General features: G+C 60.4%; 19 protein-coding genes and 1 pseudogene. 9 read left to right on the forward strand and 11 right to left on the reverse strand.

Annotation, left to right across the window (positions count from 1 at the left end; genetic code table 11):
* Positions 1-123 precede the first annotated feature (123 nt).
* Positions 124-1,401 (forward strand): acetyl-CoA C-acetyltransferase, encoded by a 1,278-nt coding sequence (locus ACZ9IM_RS26690; protein ID WP_008069695.1) that lies wholly within the window; start codon positions 124-126, stop codon positions 1,399-1,401.
* A 14-nt stretch (positions 1,402-1,415) separates the two neighbouring features.
* Here ACZ9IM_RS26690 and ACZ9IM_RS26695 read toward each other — a convergent pair whose 3' ends face one another.
* Positions 1,416-2,444: a bile acid:sodium symporter family protein gene (locus ACZ9IM_RS26695; RefSeq protein WP_427627002.1), complete on the reverse strand. Its 1,029-nt coding sequence runs from the start codon at positions 2,442-2,444 to the stop codon at positions 1,416-1,418.
* A gap of 84 nt (positions 2,445-2,528) precedes the next feature.
* Between ACZ9IM_RS26695 and ACZ9IM_RS26700 the strand changes: the two genes are divergently transcribed.
* A complete protein-coding gene (locus ACZ9IM_RS26700; RefSeq protein WP_427627000.1) occupies positions 2,529-3,320 on the forward strand; it encodes an AraC family transcriptional regulator in 792 nt (263 codons plus the stop codon).
* Positions 3,321-3,484: 164 nt separating this feature from the next.
* Here ACZ9IM_RS26700 and ACZ9IM_RS26705 read toward each other — a convergent pair whose 3' ends face one another.
* Positions 3,485-4,252, reverse strand: a complete 768-nt coding sequence (locus ACZ9IM_RS26705; RefSeq protein ID WP_371858212.1) for a methyl-accepting chemotaxis protein — start codon at positions 4,250-4,252, stop codon at positions 3,485-3,487.
* A 90-nt stretch (positions 4,253-4,342) separates the two neighbouring features.
* Positions 4,343-5,431: pseudogene (locus tag ACZ9IM_RS26710) on the reverse strand (cache domain-containing protein); the annotation flags it as partial.
* A 445-nt stretch (positions 5,432-5,876) separates the two neighbouring features.
* Between ACZ9IM_RS26710 and ACZ9IM_RS26715 the strand changes: the two are divergent.
* Positions 5,877-6,770, forward strand: a complete 894-nt coding sequence (locus tag ACZ9IM_RS26715) for a PA4780 family RIO1-like protein kinase (protein ID WP_007907116.1) — start codon at positions 5,877-5,879, stop codon at positions 6,768-6,770.
* 214 nt (positions 6,771-6,984) lie between these two features.
* Positions 6,985-8,199 carry an MFS transporter gene (locus tag ACZ9IM_RS26720; RefSeq protein ID WP_476225427.1) on the forward strand — a complete coding sequence of 405 codons (1,215 nt, stop codon included), beginning with the start codon at positions 6,985-6,987 and terminating at the stop codon, positions 8,197-8,199.
* Here the strand turns inward: ACZ9IM_RS26720 and cueR are convergent.
* The 3 genes from cueR to ACZ9IM_RS26735 form a co-directional block, all read right to left on the reverse strand.
* Positions 8,153-8,566, reverse strand: coding sequence for a Cu(I)-responsive transcriptional regulator (cueR, locus tag ACZ9IM_RS26725; protein ID WP_007907120.1), 414 nt, complete (start codon positions 8,564-8,566; stop codon positions 8,153-8,155). The genes ACZ9IM_RS26720 and cueR overlap by 47 nt on opposite strands.
* The gene (locus tag ACZ9IM_RS26730; protein WP_476225428.1) at positions 8,563-10,956 is read right to left on the reverse strand and encodes a heavy metal translocating P-type ATPase; all 2,394 of its coding nucleotides are present in this window, start codon (positions 10,954-10,956) and stop codon (positions 8,563-8,565) included. Before ACZ9IM_RS26730 ends, cueR begins: the two co-directional genes overlap by 4 nt.
* 191 nt (positions 10,957-11,147) lie before the next feature.
* Positions 11,148-11,531 carry a hypothetical protein gene (locus ACZ9IM_RS26735; protein ID WP_048396201.1) on the reverse strand — a complete coding sequence of 128 codons (384 nt, stop codon included), beginning with the start codon at positions 11,529-11,531 and terminating at the stop codon, positions 11,148-11,150.
* Between the two features lie 161 nt (positions 11,532-11,692).
* On the opposite strand from ACZ9IM_RS26735, the gene ACZ9IM_RS26740 reads away from it, so the two are divergent.
* Complete coding sequence (locus tag ACZ9IM_RS26740; RefSeq protein ID WP_008069687.1) at positions 11,693-11,890, forward strand: heavy-metal-associated domain-containing protein; 198 nt, start codon at positions 11,693-11,695, stop codon at positions 11,888-11,890.
* A 94-nt stretch (positions 11,891-11,984) separates the two neighbouring features.
* Positions 11,985-13,181 (forward strand): multidrug effflux MFS transporter, encoded by a 1,197-nt coding sequence (locus ACZ9IM_RS26745; protein WP_427626992.1) that lies wholly within the window; start codon positions 11,985-11,987, stop codon positions 13,179-13,181.
* Positions 13,182-13,189: 8 nt separating this feature from the next.
* Here the strand turns inward: ACZ9IM_RS26745 and ACZ9IM_RS26750 are convergent, their stop codons facing one another.
* Entirely contained in the window at positions 13,190-13,360 is a 171-nt protein-coding gene (locus tag ACZ9IM_RS26750; protein WP_427626990.1) for a hypothetical protein, read from the reverse strand.
* Positions 13,361-13,590: 230 nt separating this feature from the next.
* Positions 13,591-14,604 (reverse strand): zinc-binding alcohol dehydrogenase family protein, encoded by a 1,014-nt coding sequence (locus ACZ9IM_RS26755; protein WP_476225430.1) that lies wholly within the window; start codon positions 14,602-14,604, stop codon positions 13,591-13,593.
* Between the two features lie 117 nt (positions 14,605-14,721).
* Here ACZ9IM_RS26755 and ACZ9IM_RS26760 point away from each other — a divergent pair, with 117 nt between their 5' ends.
* From ACZ9IM_RS26760 to ACZ9IM_RS26770, 3 genes are all read left to right on the forward strand, one after another.
* On the forward strand, positions 14,722-15,651 hold the full coding sequence (locus ACZ9IM_RS26760) for a LysR family transcriptional regulator (RefSeq protein ID WP_476225431.1): 930 nt from the start codon (positions 14,722-14,724) through the stop codon (positions 15,649-15,651).
* A gap of 316 nt (positions 15,652-15,967) precedes the next feature.
* A complete protein-coding gene (locus ACZ9IM_RS26765) occupies positions 15,968-16,702 on the forward strand; it encodes an ArsR/SmtB family transcription factor (RefSeq protein ID WP_008069673.1) in 735 nt (244 codons plus the stop codon).
* Between the two features lie 134 nt (positions 16,703-16,836).
* Entirely contained in the window at positions 16,837-18,219 is a 1,383-nt protein-coding gene (locus ACZ9IM_RS26770; RefSeq protein WP_427626984.1) for an MFS transporter, read from the forward strand.
* A 171-nt stretch (positions 18,220-18,390) separates the two neighbouring features.
* On the opposite strand, the gene ACZ9IM_RS26775 is transcribed toward ACZ9IM_RS26770, so the two are convergent.
* The 3 genes from ACZ9IM_RS26775 to ACZ9IM_RS26785 form a co-directional block, all read right to left on the reverse strand.
* Positions 18,391-19,344: an adenosine deaminase gene (locus ACZ9IM_RS26775; protein WP_007907140.1), complete on the reverse strand. Its 954-nt coding sequence runs from the start codon at positions 19,342-19,344 to the stop codon at positions 18,391-18,393.
* Positions 19,345-19,425: 81 nt separating this feature from the next.
* Positions 19,426-20,391, reverse strand: a complete 966-nt coding sequence (locus ACZ9IM_RS26780; RefSeq protein ID WP_427626981.1) for a 2-oxoglutarate and iron-dependent oxygenase domain-containing protein — start codon at positions 20,389-20,391, stop codon at positions 19,426-19,428.
* A 192-nt stretch (positions 20,392-20,583) separates the two neighbouring features.
* Complete coding sequence (locus ACZ9IM_RS26785; RefSeq protein ID WP_476225433.1) at positions 20,584-21,666, reverse strand: BMP family ABC transporter substrate-binding protein; 1,083 nt, start codon at positions 21,664-21,666, stop codon at positions 20,584-20,586.
* Between the last annotated feature and the right edge of the window lie 171 nt (positions 21,667-21,837).

The following is a 21,837-nucleotide window of genomic DNA, read 5'->3' on the forward strand; positions in this document are numbered from 1 at the left end:
CGTTCGACCCACGAGATACGGCCTACGCTTGATCATTGCAGGTTAGTTTGTAATGGGACTTTCGGGGAGCGCTCCCACAGGGGTATGTGTTCACAATTGAATATCAGGAAGGAGAGCTTTTTCATGACTCAGCTGCGCCGCGTCGCGATTATCGGTGGTAACCGTATCCCCTTTGCCCGGTCCAACGGGCCGTACGCCACTGCCAGTAACCAGGCGATGTTCACCGCAGCGCTGGAAGGCTTGATCGAGCGCTATAACCTGCACGGTGTGCGCATGGGTGAAGTGGCGGCTGGAGCGCTGCTCAAGTATTTGCGTGATTACGGCCTGACCCGCGAATGCGTGCTCGGCTCGCGGTTGTCGCCGATGACGCCGGCCTATGACATCCAGCAAGCCTGCGGCACGGGGCTGGAGGCGACGTTGCTGGTGGCGAACAAAATCGCCCTGGGTCAGATCGAATGTGGCATTGCCGGCGGCGTCGACACAGCCTCGGACGTGCCGATCGGTGTCAACGAAAGCCTGCGCAAGATCCTCTTGCAAGCCAACCGCGCCCGAAGCACCGCCGACAAACTGAAAACTTTCCTGCAACTGCGTCCCCGCCACTTGATGCCCGACTTTCCAAGCATCGGCGAGCCGCGCACCGGCCGGTCGATGGGCGAACACTGTGAAATGATGGCCCAAACCTGGAGCATCCCGCGTGACGAGCAGGATCAGCTGACCCAGCAAAGCCATCAGAAACTGGCCGCGTCCTACGCCGAAGGCTGGCACAACGATTTGATGACGCCGTTCCTCGGCCTGACCCGGGACAACAACCTGCGCCCGGACCTGACCCTGGAAAAACTCGCCTCACTGAAACCGGCCTTCGAGAAAAGCGCCAAGGGCACCCTGACCGCGGGCAATTCCACGCCACTCACCGATGGCGCGTCGGTGGTGCTGCTGGGCAGTGAAGAATGGGCGAAAGAGCGCGGCTTGCCGATCCTCGCCTATTGGCGTGACGGCGAAGCGGCGGCGGTGGATTTTGTCAACGGTGCCGAGGGCCTGCTGATGGCGCCGGCTTATGCCGTGCCGCGGTTACTGGCGCGCAATGGCCTGACCTTGCAGGACTTCGATTACTACGAAATCCATGAAGCGTTTGCCGCGCAAGTGCTGTGTACGTTGAAGGCCTGGGAAGATCCGGAGTTCTGCAAAACCCGCCTCGGGCTCGACGCACCGTTGGGCTCCATCGACCGCAGCCGGCTCAACGTCAAGGGCAGCTCACTGGCCGCCGGGCATCCGTTTGCCGCCACCGGTGCGCGCATCGTCGCCAACCTGGCGAAGCTGCTGGACGCGGCGGGCAAGGGCCGAGGGTTGATCTCGATCTGCGCCGCCGGCGGTCAGGGCGTGACGGCGATTATCGAGCGCTGATTGCTGATTGCGGATTACTGGGGGTTGAGCACTGCCGCGCGTTGATGCGCGGCCAGTTCCCGGTTGCGGTTGGCGTAACCCTCGGCCATCACCGAGCAGACGATCAGTTGCAACGGGTGATAGATCATGATCGGCAGCAGAATCAGGCCAAGGCCGGGGTTGGCACCGAAGATCAGCGCCGCCATCGGTGCGCCGGCCGCCAGGGATTTCTTGCTGGCGCAGAACACCGCGGCAATCTCATCGGCAGGGCTGAACTTCAGCGCGCGAGCGGTGCGGGTGGTCATCCACAGGATGATTGCCAGCAAAATCGCACTGCCCATCAGTGCAGTCAGAATCACGCTGTTGCCCTGTTGCTGCCACATCCCCGAGACCATCGAGTTGCAGAACGCCGAGTACACCAGCAGCAGGATCACCAGTTTGTCGGCGATGTTGGTGTAGCGTTTGTGCCGAGCGAAAAACTTGCCCAGTAACGGTCGCAGCAATTGCCCGAGCACCAGCGGCAATAGCAGCATGGCGCACAGGTCGAGCAGGGTTGAGCCCAGATCGATGCCGCCAGCGCCGTTGCCGACCACGAAACTCACCAGCAACGGTGTCAGAAAAATCCCCAGCACGCTGGACAGGCTCGCGTTGAGAATTGCTGCCGGTACGTTGCCGCCCGCGCTGCCGGTGAGCGCCACGGACGAGGAAATGGTCGAGGGCAGGGCGCAGAGGTAGAGGAAGCCGAGCATCAGCAGTGAGGGGATGTGCGAACCCAGCAGTTTGTCGCTCAGCAGCCAGATCAACGGAAACACCGCAAAGGTGAAGGCCTGAACCATCACGTGCAGCTTCCGGTTCTTCAGCCCGTGGCGGATCTGCTCGCTGGAGAGGTTGACCCCATGGAGGAAGAACACCAGAAACACGCCGACGTTGATCACGTACTCCGCGTGCATCCCGCCGCCGGTGGCGCCGAAGGTCGGGAAAAAATACGCCAGCAGCGTGGCGATCAGCATGCCGCACAAGAACCAGTCGGTGACCACGCGTTTAAGGTGTTTGAAGGCATGCATGATGGGCACCGAATACGTTTGTAAGAATTGATGACTTAGCCTAACGTCGGCTCCATTAGCCGTCTTGCGACATAAGGCCAATCAATGCCGACTAACGGACAACTTTCCCTCGAACGCACGATCCCGGCGCTAACGACGTTGCCGCGTCCGTTGTATGCGCGGGCGGAAAGTCTGAACGCCGGTTCATGGACGCCGCCGCATCGTCACGATTGGGTGCAGTTTTCCTACGCCATCAGCGGCGTTCTCGGTGTGCATACCGCCGAAGGCAGCTTCTTTGCGCCGCCGCAGTGGGGGATCTGGATTCCGGCGGATCTCGAGCATCAGGTCGTGACGTCGATGCGTGCCGAGATGCGCAGCCTGTACGTGCGCCGCGAGGACTGCCAATGGGCGGACGGGCGTTGCCGGGTGCTGGAAGTCACGCCATTGGCCCGGGAGCTGATCAAACGCTTTTGCCTGCTTCCCGTGGAATATCCACAGGGCGACAGCCAGGAGGCGCGATTGGTGGGCGTGCTGCTGGATCAGTTAGCGAGTCTGCCCGAGGTGGAGTTTTCCCTGCCGCTGCCCCGGCATGAACGTTTGTTGGGCTTGTGCAACGAGCTGATCGACAGCCCTGAGCGCAATGCGACCTTGCAGGAATGGGCCGAGCGTTTGGGCACGTCGGAGAAAACCTTGATGCGCTTGTTCCAGCGTGAAACCGGGTTGAGTTTCCGCGGTTGGCGCCAGCGCATGCGGCTGCTGTCGTCGCTGAGTTTGCTGGAGGAGGGGAACAGCGTGACCAATGCCGCGCTGTCTTGTGGGTATGACTCGACGTCGGCGTTTATTGCGGCGTTCAAGGGGTTGTTCGGGTTTACCCCCGGCGAATTGTTCAAGCAGTAATTGTGGCGAGGGAGCTTGCTCCCGCTGGAGCGCGAAGCGGTCCCAATTCAACCAACGCGGTGCATTAGATAGTCCGCGTTTGCCGGTTTACGACTGCTTCGCAGCCGAGCGGGAGCAAGCTCCCTCGCCACAGGTATCGGTTTCGACCAGTTAGATCAGCAACCTCAGGTCCTGAACCGCCGAACCAACCCATCCAGCTCATTCGACAACCCGGCCAGGCTCTGCGAATCCAGGCGCGCCGAGTTCGCAAGTTCCGCCACCAACTGCGCATCGCCATGAATCTGGCTGATGTGGCGATTGATGTCTTCTGCCACTTGATGCTGTTGCTCCGCCGCCGTGGCGATTTGAGTGTTCATGTCGCGAATCACATCCACCGATTCACGAATTTGCCCGAAGCTGCTGCGCGCTTCGCCGATGCGGGTCACCGATTGCTGCGACACTTCCAGGCTCGCATGCATCTGCTGCGTCACCTGGCTGGTGCGCTTGGCCAGGTTGCCCAGCAGCCCGTCGATTTCCGCCGTGGAATCGGCCGTCCGTTTGGCCAGGGCGCGAACTTCATCCGCCACTACCGCAAAACCACGACCCTGTTCACCGGCCCGGGCCGCTTCGATGGCGGCGTTCAGGGCCAGCAGGTTGGTTTGTTCAGCGATGGAACGAATGGTCCCGAGGATCGACTGAATGTCGTTGCTATCGCGCTCAAGCTGTTGCATCGATTGCGCCGACTGTTCGATTTCCTGGCTCAAGCGATCAACACTGCTCACTGCGGCATCGATCTGCTGCTGACCTTCGCGCGCCTGGCGCTGACCGCTGTCGGCCGACTCGGCGGCCTGGCTGCAGGAGCGCGCGACTTCGTTGGCGGTGGCGACCATTTCGTGGAACGCCGTGGACACCATATCCACTGCTTCACGCTGGCGCCCGGCGGCTTCGGCCATGTCGCTGGACACCTGCGTCGAGCTCTGGGAGGTGGCGAGGATCTTGGTCGCGGCGCCGCCGATGCTTTGAATCAGGTTGCGAATTGCCGCCAGAAACTGGTTGAACCAGTTGGCCAGTTGAGCTGTTTCGTCGCTGCCACGGATTTGCAGGTTCTTGGTCAGGTCGCCTTCACCTTGGGCGATGCCTTCCAGACCACTGGCCACGCTACGGATCGGTCGCACGATCAGGCTGGCGAAACTGGCGCCGACAATGGCGAAGAACACCGCCAGTACCGCCGCGATGATCGCGATCAGCCAAGTCAGTTGAGTGGCCGAGCTCATCACGTCGGTCTGCTTGATCAGGCCGATAAAGGTCCAGCTCAGTTGTTCCGACGGCCAGACGTTGGCCATGTAGCGCTCGCCATTGAGCTCGACTTCTACCAGGCCTTTGCCGGCCTTGGCCAGTTGCGCGTAACCGTCGCCGAGACTGGTCAGGGCTTTGAAGTTGTTTGCTGGTTGCTTCGGATCGACCAGTACTGTGCCGGTGTTTTCCACCAGCATCAGGTAGCCGGTTTCGCCGAGTTTGATCTGTTTGACGATTTCGGTGAGCTGTTTGAGCGTCACATCAATGCTGACCACGCCGCCGTTGGTGCCCAGTTTGTTGTCGATGGTGCGCACGGTGCTGACGTAAGTCGCGTCATCCTGAGCCCAGTAATAGGCCTCGGTGCGAAACGGTTTGCCGGGTTTGGCCTGCGCGGCTTTGTACCACGGGCGCTGGCGCGGATCGTAATTGCTCAGCTTCGCATCGTCCGGCCAGGACACGTAACCGCCCGCCGCCGTACCTAGGATGGCGTAGGCGTAGGCCGGGTGGCTGTTGCCCAGGTCCTGAAGGAGGGCGAAAACCTTTTTGTCCGACTCGCCTTGGGGAATACTCTCGGCGTTGGCGCTCATGTAGGTCTTGAGGCTGTCGTCGGAGTTCTTGATCAGCGGTTGGGTGGCCAGGTAATCGACGTTCTGGCTGATGCCGTCAAAGAACAGCTGCATGGCATTGCTGACCTGACGAATCTCGCGGCCGCTGCCATCGACAAAATTATCCTTGGCATCGCTGCGCAAGTTCAGCACCACGAGGGTGGCGACCAGCACCACGGGCAAGCAGGCGATGATTGCAAACGCCCAGGTCAACTTCTGTTTGATGTTCATCCGCGCTCCAGTTTTTTCTTGTAGGCCCACGCAGTGCAGATGACTCGCGGATTATTGGCAGCCGAAAACGTTAGATACCCCGATCCTTGAGTGCGCCCTCGTTATCATTGTCGGGGCGATTGTCGGACAATTCCTTTTCTCTCTAATGACTTCGGCTGAGGAACGTGGAAATTGAGGCCTGTTGAGAAAAATCCGGCGAAGGGTAGGGATCTACGTGTCAGATTCTGTCGCAAATGCCCTTGTAGCCCTTCGTAAACAAGTGGCGCAGGCTCAGCTATGATCCTGAGCGGTCGATGAGTTGTGTCTGATTAATCCGGCACATTGTGTGCTTCTTGATGTTCATGGGAACGTTCATAGGTCGGCAACCCCTCCCGCGAATGAGTGGATTGCCGTATAACGAATGACTTTCGCGTGTTTGGTAATAAAGGACCCACAATAAAAGCTGATGAAGACTCCAAAACGCATTGAACCCCTGATCGAGGACGGTCTGGTCGACGAGGTGCTGCGCCCACTCATGAGTGGTAAAGAAGCAGCTGTTTATGTGGTGCGCTGCGGCAACGAGCTGCGTTGTGCCAAGGTCTACAAGGAGGCGAATAAACGCAGTTTTCGTCAGGCGGCCGAGTATCAGGAAGGCCGTAAGGTGCGCAACAGCCGGCAGGCTCGAGCGATGGCCAAGGGCTCCAAGTTCGGCAAGAAAGAAACCGAAGACGCCTGGCAGAATGCCGAAGTGGCGGCGTTGTTCCGGTTGGCCGGTGCCGGTGTGCGAGTACCCAAGCCGTATGACTTCCTCGAAGGCGTGCTGCTGATGGAGCTGGTGGCCGACGAGTACGGCGATGCCGCGCCGCGTTTGAACGATGTGGTGCTGGAGCCGGACCAGGCGCGCGAATATCACGCGTTTCTGATTTCGCAGATCGTGCTGATGCTGTGTACCGGCCTGGTGCACGGTGACCTGTCCGAGTTCAACGTACTGCTGACGCCGACCGGCCCGGTCATCATCGACTTGCCTCAAGCGGTGGATGCGGCGGGCAACAACCACGCGTTCAACATGTTGGAGCGGGACGTGGGCAACATGGCGTCTTACTTCGGTCGTTTTGCACCGGAGTTGAAACGCACCAAGTACGCCAAGGAAATGTGGGCGTTGTATGAAGCCGGCACCTTGCACCCGGCCAGTGTGTTGACCGGCGAGTTCGACGAGCCGGAAGAGCTGGCGGACGTCGGCGGGATCATGCGCGAAATCGAGGCGGCCCGTCTCGATGAAGAGCGTAAGCAAGCGATCCGCGCTGCGGACGACGCGCCACCGAGCAAAGCCGAAGAACCGCCTCCACCGTGGATGCAGTGATCGGTTGACCCAAAACCCGGCTTCGGCCGGGTTTTTTGCAGGTGCTTTTTTGGGGGCCGCGTCGTCTGCATCGCGGGCAAGCTCGCTCCCATAGTTTTTGTGTCGCCCCCGGATTCTATGATCGACACCTGACCTGTGGGAGCGTGGCTTGCCCGCGATGGCGTCAGACCAGACAATCCACAACGGCGATACTCACCACACTCAAGGACTGAATGTGAACACCACCCGCAATGCCCAACTGATCATCGCCGCCCGGCTGATTTCGGACTTCGGCGCTTTCCTCAACATGGTCGCGCTGGCCACTTACGTCTATCTGCTCAGCAACAGCGCCATGAGTGTCGGCATCTTCCTCGCCAGCCGTGTAGCCGGGGGGATCTTTGCCAGTTTGATCGGCACCCGGTTCTATCGCCGCTGGGCCGGGCGCCTGCCGCTGATTGCCTTCGACCTGCTGCGCGCCGGTTTGCTGGGCCTGCTGCTAGTGTTGCCGGTCACCCAACAAGCGCTGCTGCTACCGCTGATCGCGTTCGGTCTGGGGTTCGGCAATTCGATGTTCGCCATTGGCCTCAACAGCCAATTACCGCACATGATCGATAAGGCGCAGCTGCTCAAGACCAACGCCTGGATGACCTCGGCATCATCTGCGGCGATGGTCGGCGGGAGTCTGGTGGCGGGGTTGTTGGTGGCGGGGTTTGGCTTTGAAACGGTGTTTGCCCTGAACGTGGCCACTTACCTGCTGGCGGCGTTGTTGATTGTGCCGCTGCGGTTTTCCAGACCTGCACCCAGTGATGAACCCCATCACCAACAAGGCGAATGGTCAGCCCTGTGTCAGGGTTTGCGCACGGCGCCGGTGCTGACGGCGATGCTAGCCGTTGCCATGGCCGACACTTTGGGCAGCGCCGCACACAACGTCGGCTTCCCGATCATTTCAAAACTGCTGACACCCGAGTCGGCCAGCACCACCTTGGGCATGATGCTGGCGGTCTGGGCCAGTGGAAAATTCATCGGTGCGCGAATTGCCAGTCGCCTGAAAGGTACGGACAACGTTCATTTGGAACGGCGATTTTTCTTCGGCGTTTTGCTGATGTCCTGCGGCTTCATCCTGATGTTTCAGCAGCAGACGCTTTACGGCTTGCTGCTGTTTTCGTTGCCCGCAGGCTTGGGCGACGGGTTCTCGGAAGTCGGCCTGATGTCGCGCCTGCAACGTGAACCGGACAACCTGCGCCTGCCGATTTTCAGCTTTTTGACGCTGCTGCAAATGACCGGGTTCGGCATCGGCATGTTGATCGCCGCGCCGTTCTATTCGTGGTGGACGCCCGGCGCGGTGGTGTTGTTGTTCCATGGCATTCCCCTCACCACGTTGCTGGTGGCGAAGGGGTTGGCGCTCAGGAATGGGCGGGTTCGGCGCAGCAGCCCGACGCCAGCTCCTTGAGGATCGGGCAGTCCGGGCGGTGGTCGCCGTGGCAATGTTCTACCAGGTCTTGCAGGGTGTCGCGCAGTTGGCCGAGTTCGCGAATCTTCTGGTTCAGTTCGTCGATGTGCTGACGGGCCAGCGCCTTCACATCAGCGCTGGCGCGCTGACGGTCTTGCCAGAGGGTCAGCAGTTTGCCGACCTCTTCCAGTGAAAAGCCCAGATCACGAGAACGCTTGATGAACGCCAGGGTGTGCAGGTCGTCATCGCCATAGACCCGGTAGCCACTGTCGGTGCGATGAGCAGCCTTGAGCAGGCCGATGGATTCGTAATAACGGATCATCTTTGCGCTCAGACCGCTCTGGCGGGCCGCTTGGCCAATGTTCATCGGTGATCCTCCAAGTCTTTGGGTTTCCAGGTTTTCAACAGTAACGCATTGCTGACCACGCTGACGCTCGACAGCGCCATGGCTGCGCCGGCCAGCACCGGGTTGAGGAAGCCGAACGCCGCCAGTGGCAGGCCGATCAGGTTATAGACGAAGGCCCAGAACAGGTTTTGGCGAATCTTCGCGTAGGTCTTGCGGCTGATCTCCAGCGCCGCCGGCACCAGCCGTGGATCGCCGCGCATCAGGGTGATCCCTGCAGCGTGCATGGCGACGTCGGTGCCGCCACCCATGGCGATGCCGATGTCTGCCGCGGCAAGGGCCGGTGCGTCGTTGATGCCGTCGCCGACCATTGCCACCACACCGGTTTTTTTCAGTGCAGCGACGGTGGCGGCTTTGTCCGCCGGCAATACTTCGGCGTGGACATCGCTGATGCCCAGTGCCTCGGCGACCACCTTGGCGCTGCCGCGGTTATCGCCGGTCAGCAGGTGGCTGCTGATGTTCCGTGCGCTCAGCTGTTGCACTGCTTGCAAGGCGCCGGGTTTGAGTGTGTCACCGAAGGCGAACAGGCCGAGCACACGCGGTTCAGGGCTTTGTTCGATCAGCCAGGACAGGGTCCGGCCTTCAGTTTCCCAGGCCGTTGCGGAGTCAGCCAATGGTCCGGCGCTCAGGCCGCTTTCTTCCAGCAGGCGCCGATTGCCCAAAGCCAATCGCCGACCATTGAGATTGCCGGCAATGCCGCGCCCGGTCAGCGATTGACTGTCGCTGACATCCGCCACGGTCAAGCTGCGCTCGACGCAGGCATCCAGCACAGCTTTGGCCAACGGGTGTTCGCTGCCGCGTTGCAGCGCCCCGGCCATTTGCAGCAAGGCGGCTTCGTCACCTTCGATGGCACTCAGATGGGCGATGCGCGGCGTGCCCGAAGTCAGCGTGCCGGTCTTGTCGAACACCACGGCGCTGACTTCATGAGCGCGCTCCAAGGCTTCGGCGTCCTTGATCAGAATCCCGTAGCGCGCCGCTACACCCGTGCCGGCCATGATTGCCGTCGGCGTGGCCAGCCCGAGTGCACAAGGGCAGGCGATCACCAACACCGCGACGGCGTTGATCAACGCGGTTTCCAGAGGCGCGCCGTACAGCCACCAACCGAGCAGGGTCGCCAGCGCGATCAACAGAACCACAGGCACGAACACCTGGCTGACTTTATCCACCAGTTTCTGGATCGGCGCTTTCGCCGCCTGCGCGTCTTCGACCAGGCGAATGATCCGCGCCAGCACGGTTTCTGCGCCGAGCGCCAAGGTTTGAACCAGTAACCGACCTTCGCCATTGATGGCGCCGCCGGTGACCTTGTCACCCGGTTGTTTGGGTACCGGCAGGCTCTCGCCGCTGATCAGTGCTTCATCGGCGTGGCTCTGGCCTTCCACAACGATGCCATCCACCGGGAAGCGTTCGCCGGGTTTGACCATGACCAGATCGTTGAGGCGCAAAGCGCTGATCGCTACCTCCTGCTCGCGGCCATCGATCACCTGAATGGCTCGCTCCGGACGCAAGGCTTCCAGGGCTCGGATGGCGCTGGCGGTCTGGCGCTTGGCGCGGCTTTCCAGGTATTTGCCCAGCAATACCAAGGCGATCACCACCGCCGAGGCTTCGAAATACAGGTGCGGCAGGCGACCGGCAGCGGTGGCCCACTCGTAAACGCTCAGGCCATAGCCGGCGCTGGTGCCCAGGGCCACCAGCAAATCCATGTTGCCGGCACCTGCGCGCACGGCTTTCCACGCAGCGACATAGAAGCGCGCGCCGAAGATGAACTGCACCGGCGTCGCCAACGCAAACTGCACCCACGCCGGGAGCATCCAGTGCACGCCGAAAGGTTGCAGCACCATCGGCAGCACCAGCGGCAAAGCGAGGGCGATGGCCGCCAGCAAGGCCCAGCGTTCGCGATGCAGGCGTTGCTGTTGAACGTCGGCTTGCGGGTGTTCGACTTCCCAGACGCTGGCGGAGTAACCGGCTTTGGTCACGGCGTCGATCAGGGTTTGCGGATCGACCTGGCCGAGCAGCTCGAGGTGCGCACGTTCGTTGGCCAGGTTAACGCTGACACTCTTCACCCCCGGCACCTTGGTCAGCGCCCGTTCGACGCGGCCGACGCAGGACGCGCAAGTCATGCCGTCGATGCTCAATTCCAGGGTCTGCTGTGGCACGCTGTAACCGGCCTGCTGCACCGCGTCCATCAAGGCAGGCAGGCTATCACTGGGCGCTTGAACCCGAGCCTGTTCGGTGGCCAGGTTGACGCTGACGGCCGTGGCGCCGATGACTTTGCTCAAGGCACGCTCGACACGTCCGGCGCAACTGGCGCAGGTCATGCCGGCAATCGGCAGATCGAAGGTGGTGGATTCGGACATCGGTCACGCTCCCTGTAGAAATTACCTACAGGATCAACCTTGCCATGCTGGCAAGGTCAAGCGCCACTCTTCAAATCGTCGCAGACCCAATGTGGGAGCGGGCTTGCTCGCGAAAGCGGTGTAACAGTCAACGATAATGTTGAATGTTATGGCCCCTTCGCGAGCAAGCCCGCTCCCGCATTTGTTTTGCGTCAATACTCGAGGGCGGCAGGCTTGAGGTACATCCCTTCCTGCGTCATTGCAATCCGGAACTTCAACACATCCCCGGCCTTGAGCGTGATGTTCTGCGAACCCGGCGCGAGCATGCCCGGGTTGCAACCCGGCGCTTGGCCCGGCAGCAGTTTGAGACGCAGGGACACATTGCCCGGCGGCAGGTTGAACGAGGTGCTCTGTTCCTGGAACAGTCGCGCCGATAGCTGATCCTGGATGTACACGCCGATCTCGCAGGAAGTCGAAACCTCCAGGCGCTCGCGGGAAATGATCAGCACGCCGTAGTCCTCTCCGGCGGCTTGAACCGAAGGTGTCGCGGCAAATAGGCTGAGGAAGCCAAACAGGCTGAGAGCTGACCAGCGCATGGCTGAATCTCCTGATGTCGAGTCATAGATGGACGCAGCTTGGCCGAGCACGACGCCGATTGCCAGCCCGGCAGCTTGCTTCAGAACTTGACCTTGCCATAGTGGCAAGCTCGAGACTGCCTGCACCCCTCATTAAAGGGCTTCATTCAAGGAGTTGTCCCATGCAAGTGTTCAATGTTGAAGGCATGTCCTGCGGTCATTGCGTCAAGGCCATCACTCAGGCGCTGCAAGCCAAGGATCCCGCGGCCAGTGTGCGCATTGATCTGGCGGCAAAAGAAGTCGGCGTTGAAAGTGCGTTGACGGCCGATCAGGTGATCGCCGCGATCAGCGAAGAGGGCTATGGCGTCAAATTGGCCTGAGTTTTTTAATAGTTAGCGACCTAACGGAATGTTCAAGGCGTCCACGCAAGGCTAGACTGTCGGCCTGCCGATCCCTGTCTAATCTGGACGCCTGATGAACTTTCGCACAATCCTGATTCTCGGCGCCTTGAGCGCTTTCGGTCCGCTGGCGATCGATTTCTATCTGCCGGCATTCCCGGCGATGGCGCTCGCTTTCGGCACCGACGAAAAACACGTTCAACTGACCCTGGCGGCCTATTTCCTTGGCCTGTCCATTGGTCAACTGGCGTACGGCCCGGTGGCCGATCGCTTTGGGCGACGGATTCCCTTGCTGACAGGTGTCGGCTTGTTCACCGCCGCTTCGTTGGCCTGTGCTTATGCGCCGACCCTGGAATGGCTGATTGGCGCACGTTTCGTCCAGGCGCTGGGCGGGTGCGCGGGCATGGTGATTTCGCGGGCGGTGGTCAGCGATAAATGCGATGCGGTGGGTTCGGCGAAGGTCTTTTCGCAGTTGATGCTGGTGATGGGCCTGGCGCCGATTCTTGCGCCGATGCTGGGCGGGTTGCTGGTCAACACGACGGGCTGGCAATCGATCTTTCTGGTGCTGACCGGTTTCAGTGCGTTGGCAGGGTTGGCAGTCGCCCTGGGGCTGCCGGAAAGTCTGCCGGCCCATGTGCCGCGCCAACCGTTGTCGGGCGCGCTGCGTCAGTACGGTCGGTTACTGGCGGACCCGATCTTCCTCGGCCATGCCCTGACCGGCGGTGTCGCCATCGCCGGGATGTTTGCCTACATCGCCGGTTCACCGTTCGTCTTCATCAAACTCTATGGCGTGCCAGCCGAGCATTTTGGCTGGCTGTTCGGCATTAACGCGGCGGGTTTCATTCTGGTGGCCCAGGTCAATGCCCGGATGCTGGCCAAGCGCGGCCCGGCCTTTTTACTGGCGCGTACTGTCTGGCTCTATCTGGCGGGCGGTTTGGCCCTGTTGGCGGTCAGCGCGTTGCACACCGAGCAGTTGTGGCCGTTGCTGATTCCGCTTTTCCTCTGCATCGCCAGCCTGGGTTGTATTGTGCCCAACGCCTCGGCCTGCGCCATGAACGGTCAGGGCGCGCGGGCGGGCAGTGCCTCGGCGATGCTCGGTTGCCTGCAGTTCAGCGTTGCCGCCGGGGCCGCAGCATTGGTGGGTGTTTTGCACGATGGCAGCGCCATGCCGATGGCCATGGTCATCAGCCTGTGCGGGATTCTGGTGGTGAGCGCGGCGACGCTCACCCGACGTTTGCAAAATGCCCGGGCGCTGACGCAAGCCCAGGTCTGAGGACGGACTCAGCCAGCAGCGCGATGCTGACGGTCGGGAATCTGATGGGGCGCGTGCAAGCGCGCTTCAAGCGTTTTAGTGAAGGCCAGGGCTTCGGCCTCACTGCGGAACGTCACAGCGTGTTGATCCAGGCGGACCTGCCAGCGGGATGTTGCCAATTCTTTTATCAGGATCTTCATTGCTGAACTCCTTCGTAAAAGACGTCTCGTAAAAGACATCACGTAAATGATTGTTCGCAGAGTTTTCGATTGTAGACCTGAATACGATCGCAATTGTGACAACGGTCAATTCTCTGACTGACGGCAAAAAATCACCATCCCCTGTAGGCACTGCCCAAGGCTGCGATCTTTTGATCTTGTGTTTTTAAAAGCAAAATCAAAAGATCGCAGCCTCCGGCAGCTCCTACTCTTCAGAACCCTTCAAGCACAATTTTGCCCTTGGACTTGCCGCTCTCCAGCAGAGCATGGGCACGCCGCAGGTTGGCCGCGTTGATGGTCCCGAAGTGCTCGCCGACCGTGGTTTTCAGCGTGCCCGCATCGATCAGCCCGGCGACGCGGTTGAGGAGGTTGTGCTGCTCGATCATGTCTGCGGTTTCGAACAGCGAGCGGGTGTACATGAACTCCCAGTGCAGCGACAGGCTCTTGCGCTTGAGCTTGGTCACGTCCAGCGACTTCGGATCATCGATCAGCGCCAGTTTGCCTTGCGGCGCCAACGCCTCCACCAATTGATCCAGATGTTGATCGGTCTGGGTCAGGCTGGCGACGTGGGTCACCTGCTCGAACCCGGCACGTTTGAGTTCTTCGCTCAGCGGCTGGCTATGATCGATCACCTGATCGGCACCCAGGTCACGCACCCAGCTCTGGGTTTGTGCACGGGAAGCGGTGCCGATGACCTTCAGCCCGGTGAGCTGGCTGGCCAATTGCGTGAGGATCGAACCCACACCGCCAGCGGCACCGACGATCAGCAGGCTCTGGCCCTCATCGGTTTTGCCTTCGCGTACTTGCAGGCGTTCGAACAGCAATTCCCACGCGGTGATGGCGGTCAGCGGCAGGGCGGCAGCTTCGGCGAAACCGAGGGTCTTCGGCATATGGCCGACGATTCGCTCGTCCACCACATGCAACTCGCTATTGCCGCCGGCACGGGCGATGGAGCCGGCGTAGAACACCTTGTCGCCAACCTTGAACAAGGTCACTTCGCTGCCGACTGCCTTGACCACTCCGGCCACGTCCCAGCCCAGCACCTTTGCCGCGCCACCTTCAGGCTGGACGTTCTGGCGAACCTTGGTGTCCACCGGGTTGACCGAGATGGCTTTGACCTCCACCAACAGGTCGCGCGGGCCGGCGACCGGCTCTGGCAGTTCGATGTCTTGCAGGGATTTTTCGTCGCTGATGGGCAGGGAGGCGTAGTAGGCAATGGCTTTCATATGGGCTCCTGGAACGGAATGATTTCGATGGGACAGATGATTGGTTATTTCCCGGCAAGATAAAACCCGCTAAAAGAGCAGTCTCTTTCAATATTTTTTTGATAATCGGGGCTGAAGATGTTGCGTTTCGATGACTTGCAGTTGTTCGTTCGGGCTGCAGACCTGGGCAGCCTGTCGGCGGCGGCGCGGGTGATGGATATGTCGGCGGCGGTGGCCAGTGCGGCGTTGAAGCGCATCGAACAGCAACTCGGCGCCCGCTTGCTCGCCCGTTCTACCCGCAGCCTGCGCCTGACTGCGGAAGGCGAAGGTTTTCTGGAATACGCCCGGGCAGCCTTGAGCAATCTCGATGAGGGCCGCCGCTTGCTGGCCAGCGGGCAGGATCAGGTCAGCGGGGTTTTGCAGTTGTCGGCGCCTTCGGATTTCGGTCGCAACCTGCTGTTGCCATGGCTCGACGAGTTCCAGCGCGAGCATCCGAAGCTCACGGTCCGGTTGCTGCTGGGCGACCGCATCGCCGACCTGTTTCGCCAACCGGTGGACATTGCCCTGCGGTATGGCGAGCCGGAAGACTCAAGCCTGGTGGCGTTGCCCATCGCCCCGCAGAACCGTCGTGTGCTCTGCGCGGCGCCGAGTTACCTGACCCGGCATGGCGAACCTCGGTATCTGGAGCAATTGGCTCAGCACAATTGCCTGTTATTCATGCTCGGTAGTCGGGTTCACGATCACTGGAGTTTCCACGATGGCAAACGCGAAATGAGCCTGACGGTCAGTGGCGATCGCTTCAGTGACGACGCCGATGTTGTGCGTCTGTGGGCCGTCGCGGGGGCGGGGATTGCGTATAAGTCCTGGCTCGATGTCGCCGCCGATGTGCTGGCCGGTCGGCTGAAAGTGCTGATGCCGGAGCTGCTCTGTGAGCGTGCACCGCTGAATTTGCTGTGCGCCCATCGCGCACAATTGAGTAAGCCGGTGAACCTTTTGCGGGAAATGCTTGCCAGCCGATGCGCTCGAATAAGCAGTCAATTTCCGACGATTTCGGGTGTCGATCATTAGTCGCAGGCAAATAGCGAAATTTCTGTCAGCAACTATCACCACCAATGGATTCCCAAGGGCAGGAACCAGCGGTTAACCCGCTTATACTAGCGCCCGCCTCATGTACGCACCGTCGACCTCGCAATGGCGAGTCCAGGTTCGATTCGGTCATACCCGATGGTCATCACCGGACCTTCGTTGCACCCACGAAGCAATGGCTTGGGTGAGTGGGTGGCTTTGCCCGGTCCATGGCGGTTTTCGCGTCTTGGCCGACGACACATTACTGGTCAAGATGTCTCTGAGCAGTAGACGAAACGATTCAACAGGGAGTGAATACATGGAACATGCACCTTGCATCAGCCAGATCGCCACATTGCTGGCTGACCCCAAGCGCAGCGCAATGATGTGGGCCTTGATGGACGGCTCGGCGCGGCAAACCGAAGAGCTGGCGTTGCTGGCCGGCCTGTCGCCGTCTTCGGCCAGTGCGCATTTAGGGCGTTTGTCCGCCGGAGGTCTGTTGAAAGTCGAAACCCGTGGCCGCAAACGGTTTTTCCGGCTTGCCGCGCCCGAAGTCGGCGCCGCGATAGAGGCCCTGGCCAGCGCGACCCTGGCCAGCGCGCCTCGGGACATTCCAGAGGTTTTCAAACGCACCAGCCCTATCGCCAAACCTCAGGCGGCGCCTTCGTCATTGCTGCGGGCCAGGCTCTGCGACGACCATCTGGGCGGCACCCTGGCCGCCGACCTCTACCAGCGCCTGCTGGATGCGGGCTGGATCGAGCAATTCGATCAGCGGGTCATGATCACTCACAAGGGCGCCACACAATTGGCAACGCGCGGTGTGTTCATCCAGGCGCTGGCTCATCGCAACAGCAGAGTCGCCTGCGCTTGCCCGGACTGGAGCGAAAGACGCCCGCACATGGGCGGTTCATTGGGCGCGGCGTTGTTGCAGCTGTTCATGCAATCGGGCTGGTTGAGCCTGCCCAACGATTCGCGAGCGTTGCAGATCACCGCTTTGGGGCAACAGGAAATCCATCGCTTCGCCAAGGAAACCGAACTGGAAATGGCGCTTTAGAGTCATTGAGGTGCGACGTCCGGGATTTGTTTCAGGCGTCGTTCAGAGCTGTGGACAGGTCGCATTTAGCAATAATCCCCAGCCGCTATCGCGCACACTCGATCCGGGGACTTTCAGGATTGGGGGAATGTGGCATGGACACACGAAGCTTCAGCGCGGCAGAACGATTGGAACGGCTGCCCATCAGCGGTTATCACCGCATCATTTTCATCATCATTGCCCTGGCGTTTTTCTTCGACTCCATGGACCTGGCGATGATGACCTTTCTGCTCGGCTCGATCAAAACCGAGTTTGGCCTGAGCACGGCGCAGGCCGGGTTGCTGGCCAGTTCGAGTTTTTTCGGCATGGTTCTGGGCGCATCGCTGTCGGGCATGCTGGCCGACCGCTTCGGGCGCAAACCAGTGTTCCAGTGGAGCATTGTGCTGTGGGGCATCGCCAGTTACCTGTGTTCCACGGCGCAAAACGTTGAAACGCTGACGCTGTTCCGAATCCTGCTGGGGATCGGCATGGGCATGGAGTTTCCGATTGCTCAGTCGATGCTGTCGGAGCTGATTCCGGCAAAGCGACGTGGGCGTTACATCGCGTTGATGGATGGTTTTTGGCCGCTCGGCTTCGTGGCGGCCGGGGTGCTGTCGTACTTCCTGTTGCCGGTGATTGGCTGGCGCGACATCTTTCTGGTGTTAGCGGTGCCGGCGGTGTTCGTCCTGGCGATTCGTTTTTTCATTCCCGAGTCACCGCGCTGGCTGGAGCAAGCCGGACATCATGACGCGGCGGATAAGGTCTTGCTCGGCATCGAAGATCGAGTCCGGGCTTCATTGGGCCGTGCGGATTTGCCTGAACCGATTCGTCTGCCCCGGGTGGCGAGTCAACCGGGCACTTTCTTCTCTGCGCTAGGGGAGATCTGGTCGCCGCAGTATCGCCAGCGCACGATGATGATCTGGAGCGTGTGGTTCTTCGCCTTGCTGGGTTTCTATGGCCTGACGTCCTGGCTCAGTGCGCTGTTGCAACAATCGGGTTTCGCGGTGACTCAATCGGTGTATTACACGGTGCTGATTTCCCTCGGCGGGATTCCCGGTTTCCTCATGGCCGCCTGGCTGGTGGAGCGTTGGGGGCGTAAACCGGTGTGCGTCGTGACATTGCTCGGCGGTGGCGTCATGGCGTTTCTTTATGGCCAGAGTGCAGTGTTCGGCGGCAACGTCAGTCTGTTGATTACCTCGGGGCTGCTGATGCAGTTCTTTCTGTTCGGCATGTGGGCGGTGCTCTACACCTACACCCCTGAGTTGTACCCGACGTCGGCACGCGCCACGGGTTCGGGGTTCGCGTCAGCCATCGGCCGCGTGGGGTCGTTGCTCGGGCCGTTGGTGACCGGGCTAGTGTTCCCGATGACCGGGCAGGGCGGGGTGTTTGCGCTGGGGGCGATGTGTTTTGCGATTGCGGCGGGGGTGGTGTGGATGTTCGGGATGGAGACCCGGGGCAAGACGTTGGAAGAGTTGAGTGAGCCGGTGATCGTCAGGTAATCACCGAACCTGATCTGACCCCAAAATCAGGATGGGTGTCCAACTTTTTGGGTACAGATCAACCTGTGGGAGCGAGCCTGCTCGCGATGGGGCCATGACATTCAGCGTCAATGTTGAATGTCATTCCGCTATCGCGAGCAGGCTCGCTCCCACAGGTTCATTGGGTGAACCTTACGGTTTCACCAACCGCGCATCCAGGCTGTTCTGCGCCAGGCGCTTGGCCTGATCCTGGGTCATGCCCAGATCGGTGTACAGCGCGTGGAAGTTCTCGGTGACATACCCGCCGAAGTAGGCCGGGTCATCGGAGTTCACCGTGACTTTCACACCGCGCTCGAGCATGTCGAGGATGTTGTGCTGGGACATGTGATCGAACACGCAGAGTTTGGTGTTCGACAACGGGCACACGGTCAGCGGGATCTGCTCGTCGATGATCCGCTGCATCAAGCGCTCGTCTTCGATGGCGCGCACGCCATGGTCGATGCGCTGGATTTTCAGCAGGTCGAGGGCTTCCCAGATGTACTCGGGCGGGCCTTCTTCACCGGCGTGGGCCACGGTCAGGAATCCTTCGCTGCGTGCACGATCGAACACCCGCTGGAACTTGCTCGGCGGGTGGCCCATCTCCGAACTGTCCAGGCCCACGGCGACAAACGCATCGCGGAACGGCAGCGCCTGGTCGAGGGTTTTCTGCGCTTCGTCTTCGCTCAAGTGACGCAGGAAACTGAGGATCAAACCGCTGGTGATGCCCAGTTGCTGCTCGCCATCCTTCAGTGCGGCGGCGATGCCGTTGAGCACTACTTCGAACGGGATGCCACGGTCGGTGTGGGTTTGCGGGTCAAAGAACGGTTCGGTGTGAATCACGTTCTGCGCCTTGCAGCGCAACAGGTAGGCCCAGGTCAGGTCGTAGAAATCCTGAGACGTGCGCAACACATCGGCGCCCTGGTAATACAGGTCGAGAAACTCTTGCAGGTTATTGAAGGCGTAAGCCTTGCGCAGCGTTTCAACGTCGCTCCACGGCAGGGCGATCTTGTTGCGTTCGGCCAGGGCGAACAGCAGCTCAGGCTCCAGCGAACCTTCCAGGTGCAAGTGCAATTCTGCCTTGGGCAGAGCGTTCAGCCAGTCGTACATTTTTGAAATCTCATCAGGTGCAATGAGGGCATTCTACAGATGCCCGCAGAAACAATGAGCAAAACCTGACCAGCCGGTTCATTACACGGCTTCCTGTTGCCGTCGATAGGCGTAGGTGTCGGCGAAGCGCGACAGCAGGAACTCGGCGCAGGTGGTGGCAGGATATTTCGCCGGATGCCGTTCATCCTGGCAGCCGGGCAGGCATTCGATAGGTGTATCGGGGTGCGGTTCGGCAAAGAACGGCATCGAGTAACGATCCACTCCCAACGGGCTGATTACCCGGTGCGGCGTCGACAGGTAACGGTCGTTGCTCCAGCGCGCCATCATGTCGCCGAGGTTGACCACGAACGTGCCTTCAATCGGCGGCGCATCGATCCATTCGCCCTGCACATTGCGCACTTGCAGTCCGCCAGCGGCATCCTGATAAAGCAGGGTGATGCAGCCGTAATCGGTGTGAGCGCCGGCACCTTGCTGATCTTCGGTGCTGGCAGTGTGGCGCGGCGGGTAATGAATCATCCGCAGCACGCTGACCGGTTCTTTGAAACGGCTATCGAAGAAATCGCGCTCGATGCCCAATGCCAGAGTCATGGCCCGCAACAGGGTTTGAGCGAGCGCCTGCATGTCGACGTAGTGTTGCTCCATCAGCGATTCCCAACCGGGCAACGACGGATGACGGTTAGGCCCGCGCAAAGGTTTTCCTGCAATCACCTCGGGATGATCGGCCGGCAGGTGCAGGCCCATGTCGAAGGTTTCTTTCAGGTCGCTGGGTTTACTCGGGTCGAGTTGCTCGGTGGCGATGGCGCCATAGCCGCGGTGGTGGCGGGTTTGGGTGATGTCGATCTTGAGTTTTTCGGCGGCGGGTAGGGCGAAGAAACGTTGGGCATGCTCGAGCACGGCGGCGATACGCGACGGGGCGATCGGGTGGCCCTTGATATAGAAAAAGCCCCATTCGCGGCAGGCATGGTCGATTTGTGTGGCGATGGATTGCCAGGCGTTTTGATCAGCGTTGTAGAGCGGGCTGATGTCGATGATCGGGAGTTGGTTCATGCGCAGTCCTTGAAAACGCTGAAAATCCAATGTGGGAGCGAGCCTGTGGCGAGGGGGCTTGCCTCCGTTGGGCTGCGAAGCAGCCCCAAAATCTCTGATGTACCAAAGATCTTGTGAGTGCTACGCACTCAAACGGGGGCAAGCCCCCTCGCCACAGACCTGCTCCCACAGGGTTTTGTGTTCGCGCCGGAATTACTTCGGTATCTCGGCCTTCATGCCTTCGACGTAGTAGTTCATCGACGCCAGCTGCGCATTGGTTGCCGTCGCGCCCGCCGGGATTTTCTCCACGCCGGCCTGATCCTTGATCGGCCCGGTGAACGGATGCAGGGCACCGCTCTTGATGTCGGCAATGATCTGCTCGGCTTCGGTTTTTACCGCAGGCGGCACCAGGTCGCTGATCGGCAGCTCAACCGTGCCTTCCTTCAGACCGCCCCAGTAATCCTGGGATTTCCACGTGTGATCGAGCACGCTTTGAGTCGCCTGAATGTAATGCGGCCCCCAGTCGTTGACGATAGACGTCAGCACCGCTTTCGGCCCGAAGTGCGCCATGTCCGATGCATAACCGACGGCATACACGCCACGCCGTTCGGCCGCCTGGATCGGTGCCGGGCTGTCGGTGTGCTGGAACACTACGTCCACGCCCTGGTCGATCAGCGCATTGGCGGCGTCGGCTTCCTTGCCCGGGTCGAACCAGGAATTGACCCACACCACTTTGATCTCGGTGCCCGGGTTGTACTTGTTCAGGGCCAGTTGAATGGCGTTGATGTCGCGGATCACTTCCGGGATCGGGAACGAGGCGACGTAGCCGACTTTCTTGGTCTTGGTCATCTTCGCCGCGAGAAAACCGCCGACGTAGCGGCCTTCATAAGTACGTGCCAGGTAAGTGCCGAGGTTCTTGTCCTGCTTGTAGCCGGTGGCATGTTCGAAGGTCACCTTGGGAAATTGCTTGGCGACTTTCAGGGTCGGGTTCATGTAGCCGAAAGACGTGGTGAAGATCAGGTCATATTTGTCCTTGGCCATGTTGCGGATCACCCGCTCGGCATCGGCGCCCTCGGCGACGTTCTCCACGTAGTTGGTGGTGATCTGCTCGCCGAACTTCTCTGTCAGCGCCTTGCGTCCCTGTTCATGCTGATACGTCCAGCCGTGGTCACCGATCGGGCCGATATAGACGAAGCCGACTTTCAGCGGGTCGGCAGCACTGGCGGTCAGGCTGGCGCTCAGACCGATGGCTGCGGCGACAGCGCAGAGCAGCTTGTTCAACGGACGTTTATGCATGAACGGGAACTCCATTTTGTTGTGAGATGGAGGAGGGCAATGCAAATTGCTGACCAACAGGACAACAAATGGATCGAAATCGCGTAACGGCCATCGCGGGCAAGCCCGCTCCCACTTGACCTGCGCAAATCCTGTAGGAGCAAGCTTGCCCGCGAAGAGGCCCTGACGACC

It is taken from the genome of Pseudomonas sp. TE12508, assembly GCF_056279485.1.

Coding starts and splice junctions, on each gene's coding strand:
- ACZ9IM_RS26765 (WP_008069673.1), top strand. CDS start 15,968: ATGGAACATGCACCTTGCATCAGCCAGATCGCCACATTGCTGGCTGAC.
- ACZ9IM_RS26745 (WP_427626992.1), top strand. CDS start 11,985: ATGAACTTTCGCACAATCCTGATTCTCGGCGCCTTGAGCGCTTTCGGT.
- ACZ9IM_RS26695 (WP_427627002.1), bottom strand. CDS start 2,444: ATGCATGCCTTCAAACACCTTAAACGCGTGGTCACCGACTGGTTCTTG.
- ACZ9IM_RS26735 (WP_048396201.1), bottom strand. CDS start 11,531: ATGCGCTGGTCAGCTCTCAGCCTGTTTGGCTTCCTCAGCCTATTTGCC.
- ACZ9IM_RS26770 (WP_427626984.1), top strand. CDS start 16,837: ATGGACACACGAAGCTTCAGCGCGGCAGAACGATTGGAACGGCTGCCC.
- ACZ9IM_RS26755 (WP_476225430.1), bottom strand. CDS start 14,604: ATGAAAGCCATTGCCTACTACGCCTCCCTGCCCATCAGCGACGAAAAA.
- ACZ9IM_RS26775 (WP_007907140.1), bottom strand. CDS start 19,344: ATGTACGACTGGCTGAACGCTCTGCCCAAGGCAGAATTGCACTTGCAC.
- ACZ9IM_RS26705 (WP_371858212.1), bottom strand. CDS start 4,252: ATGGCCGAAGCCGCCGGGCGCCAGCGTGAAGCAGTGGATATGGTGTCC.
- ACZ9IM_RS26700 (WP_427627000.1), top strand. CDS start 2,529: ATGCCGACTAACGGACAACTTTCCCTCGAACGCACGATCCCGGCGCTA.
- ACZ9IM_RS26690 (WP_008069695.1), top strand. CDS start 124: ATGACTCAGCTGCGCCGCGTCGCGATTATCGGTGGTAACCGTATCCCC.
- ACZ9IM_RS26780 (WP_427626981.1), bottom strand. CDS start 20,391: ATGAACCAACTCCCGATCATCGACATCAGCCCGCTCTACAACGCTGAT.
- ACZ9IM_RS26730 (WP_476225428.1), bottom strand. CDS start 10,956: ATGTCCGAATCCACCACCTTCGATCTGCCGATTGCCGGCATGACCTGC.
- ACZ9IM_RS26750 (WP_427626990.1), bottom strand. CDS start 13,360: ATGAAGATCCTGATAAAAGAATTGGCAACATCCCGCTGGCAGGTCCGC.
- ACZ9IM_RS26715 (WP_007907116.1), top strand. CDS start 5,877: ATGAAGACTCCAAAACGCATTGAACCCCTGATCGAGGACGGTCTGGTC.
- cueR (WP_007907120.1), bottom strand. CDS start 8,566: ATGAACATTGGCCAAGCGGCCCGCCAGAGCGGTCTGAGCGCAAAGATG.
- ACZ9IM_RS26760 (WP_476225431.1), top strand. CDS start 14,722: ATGTTGCGTTTCGATGACTTGCAGTTGTTCGTTCGGGCTGCAGACCTG.
- ACZ9IM_RS26740 (WP_008069687.1), top strand. CDS start 11,693: ATGCAAGTGTTCAATGTTGAAGGCATGTCCTGCGGTCATTGCGTCAAG.
- ACZ9IM_RS26785 (WP_476225433.1), bottom strand. CDS start 21,666: ATGCATAAACGTCCGTTGAACAAGCTGCTCTGCGCTGTCGCCGCAGCC.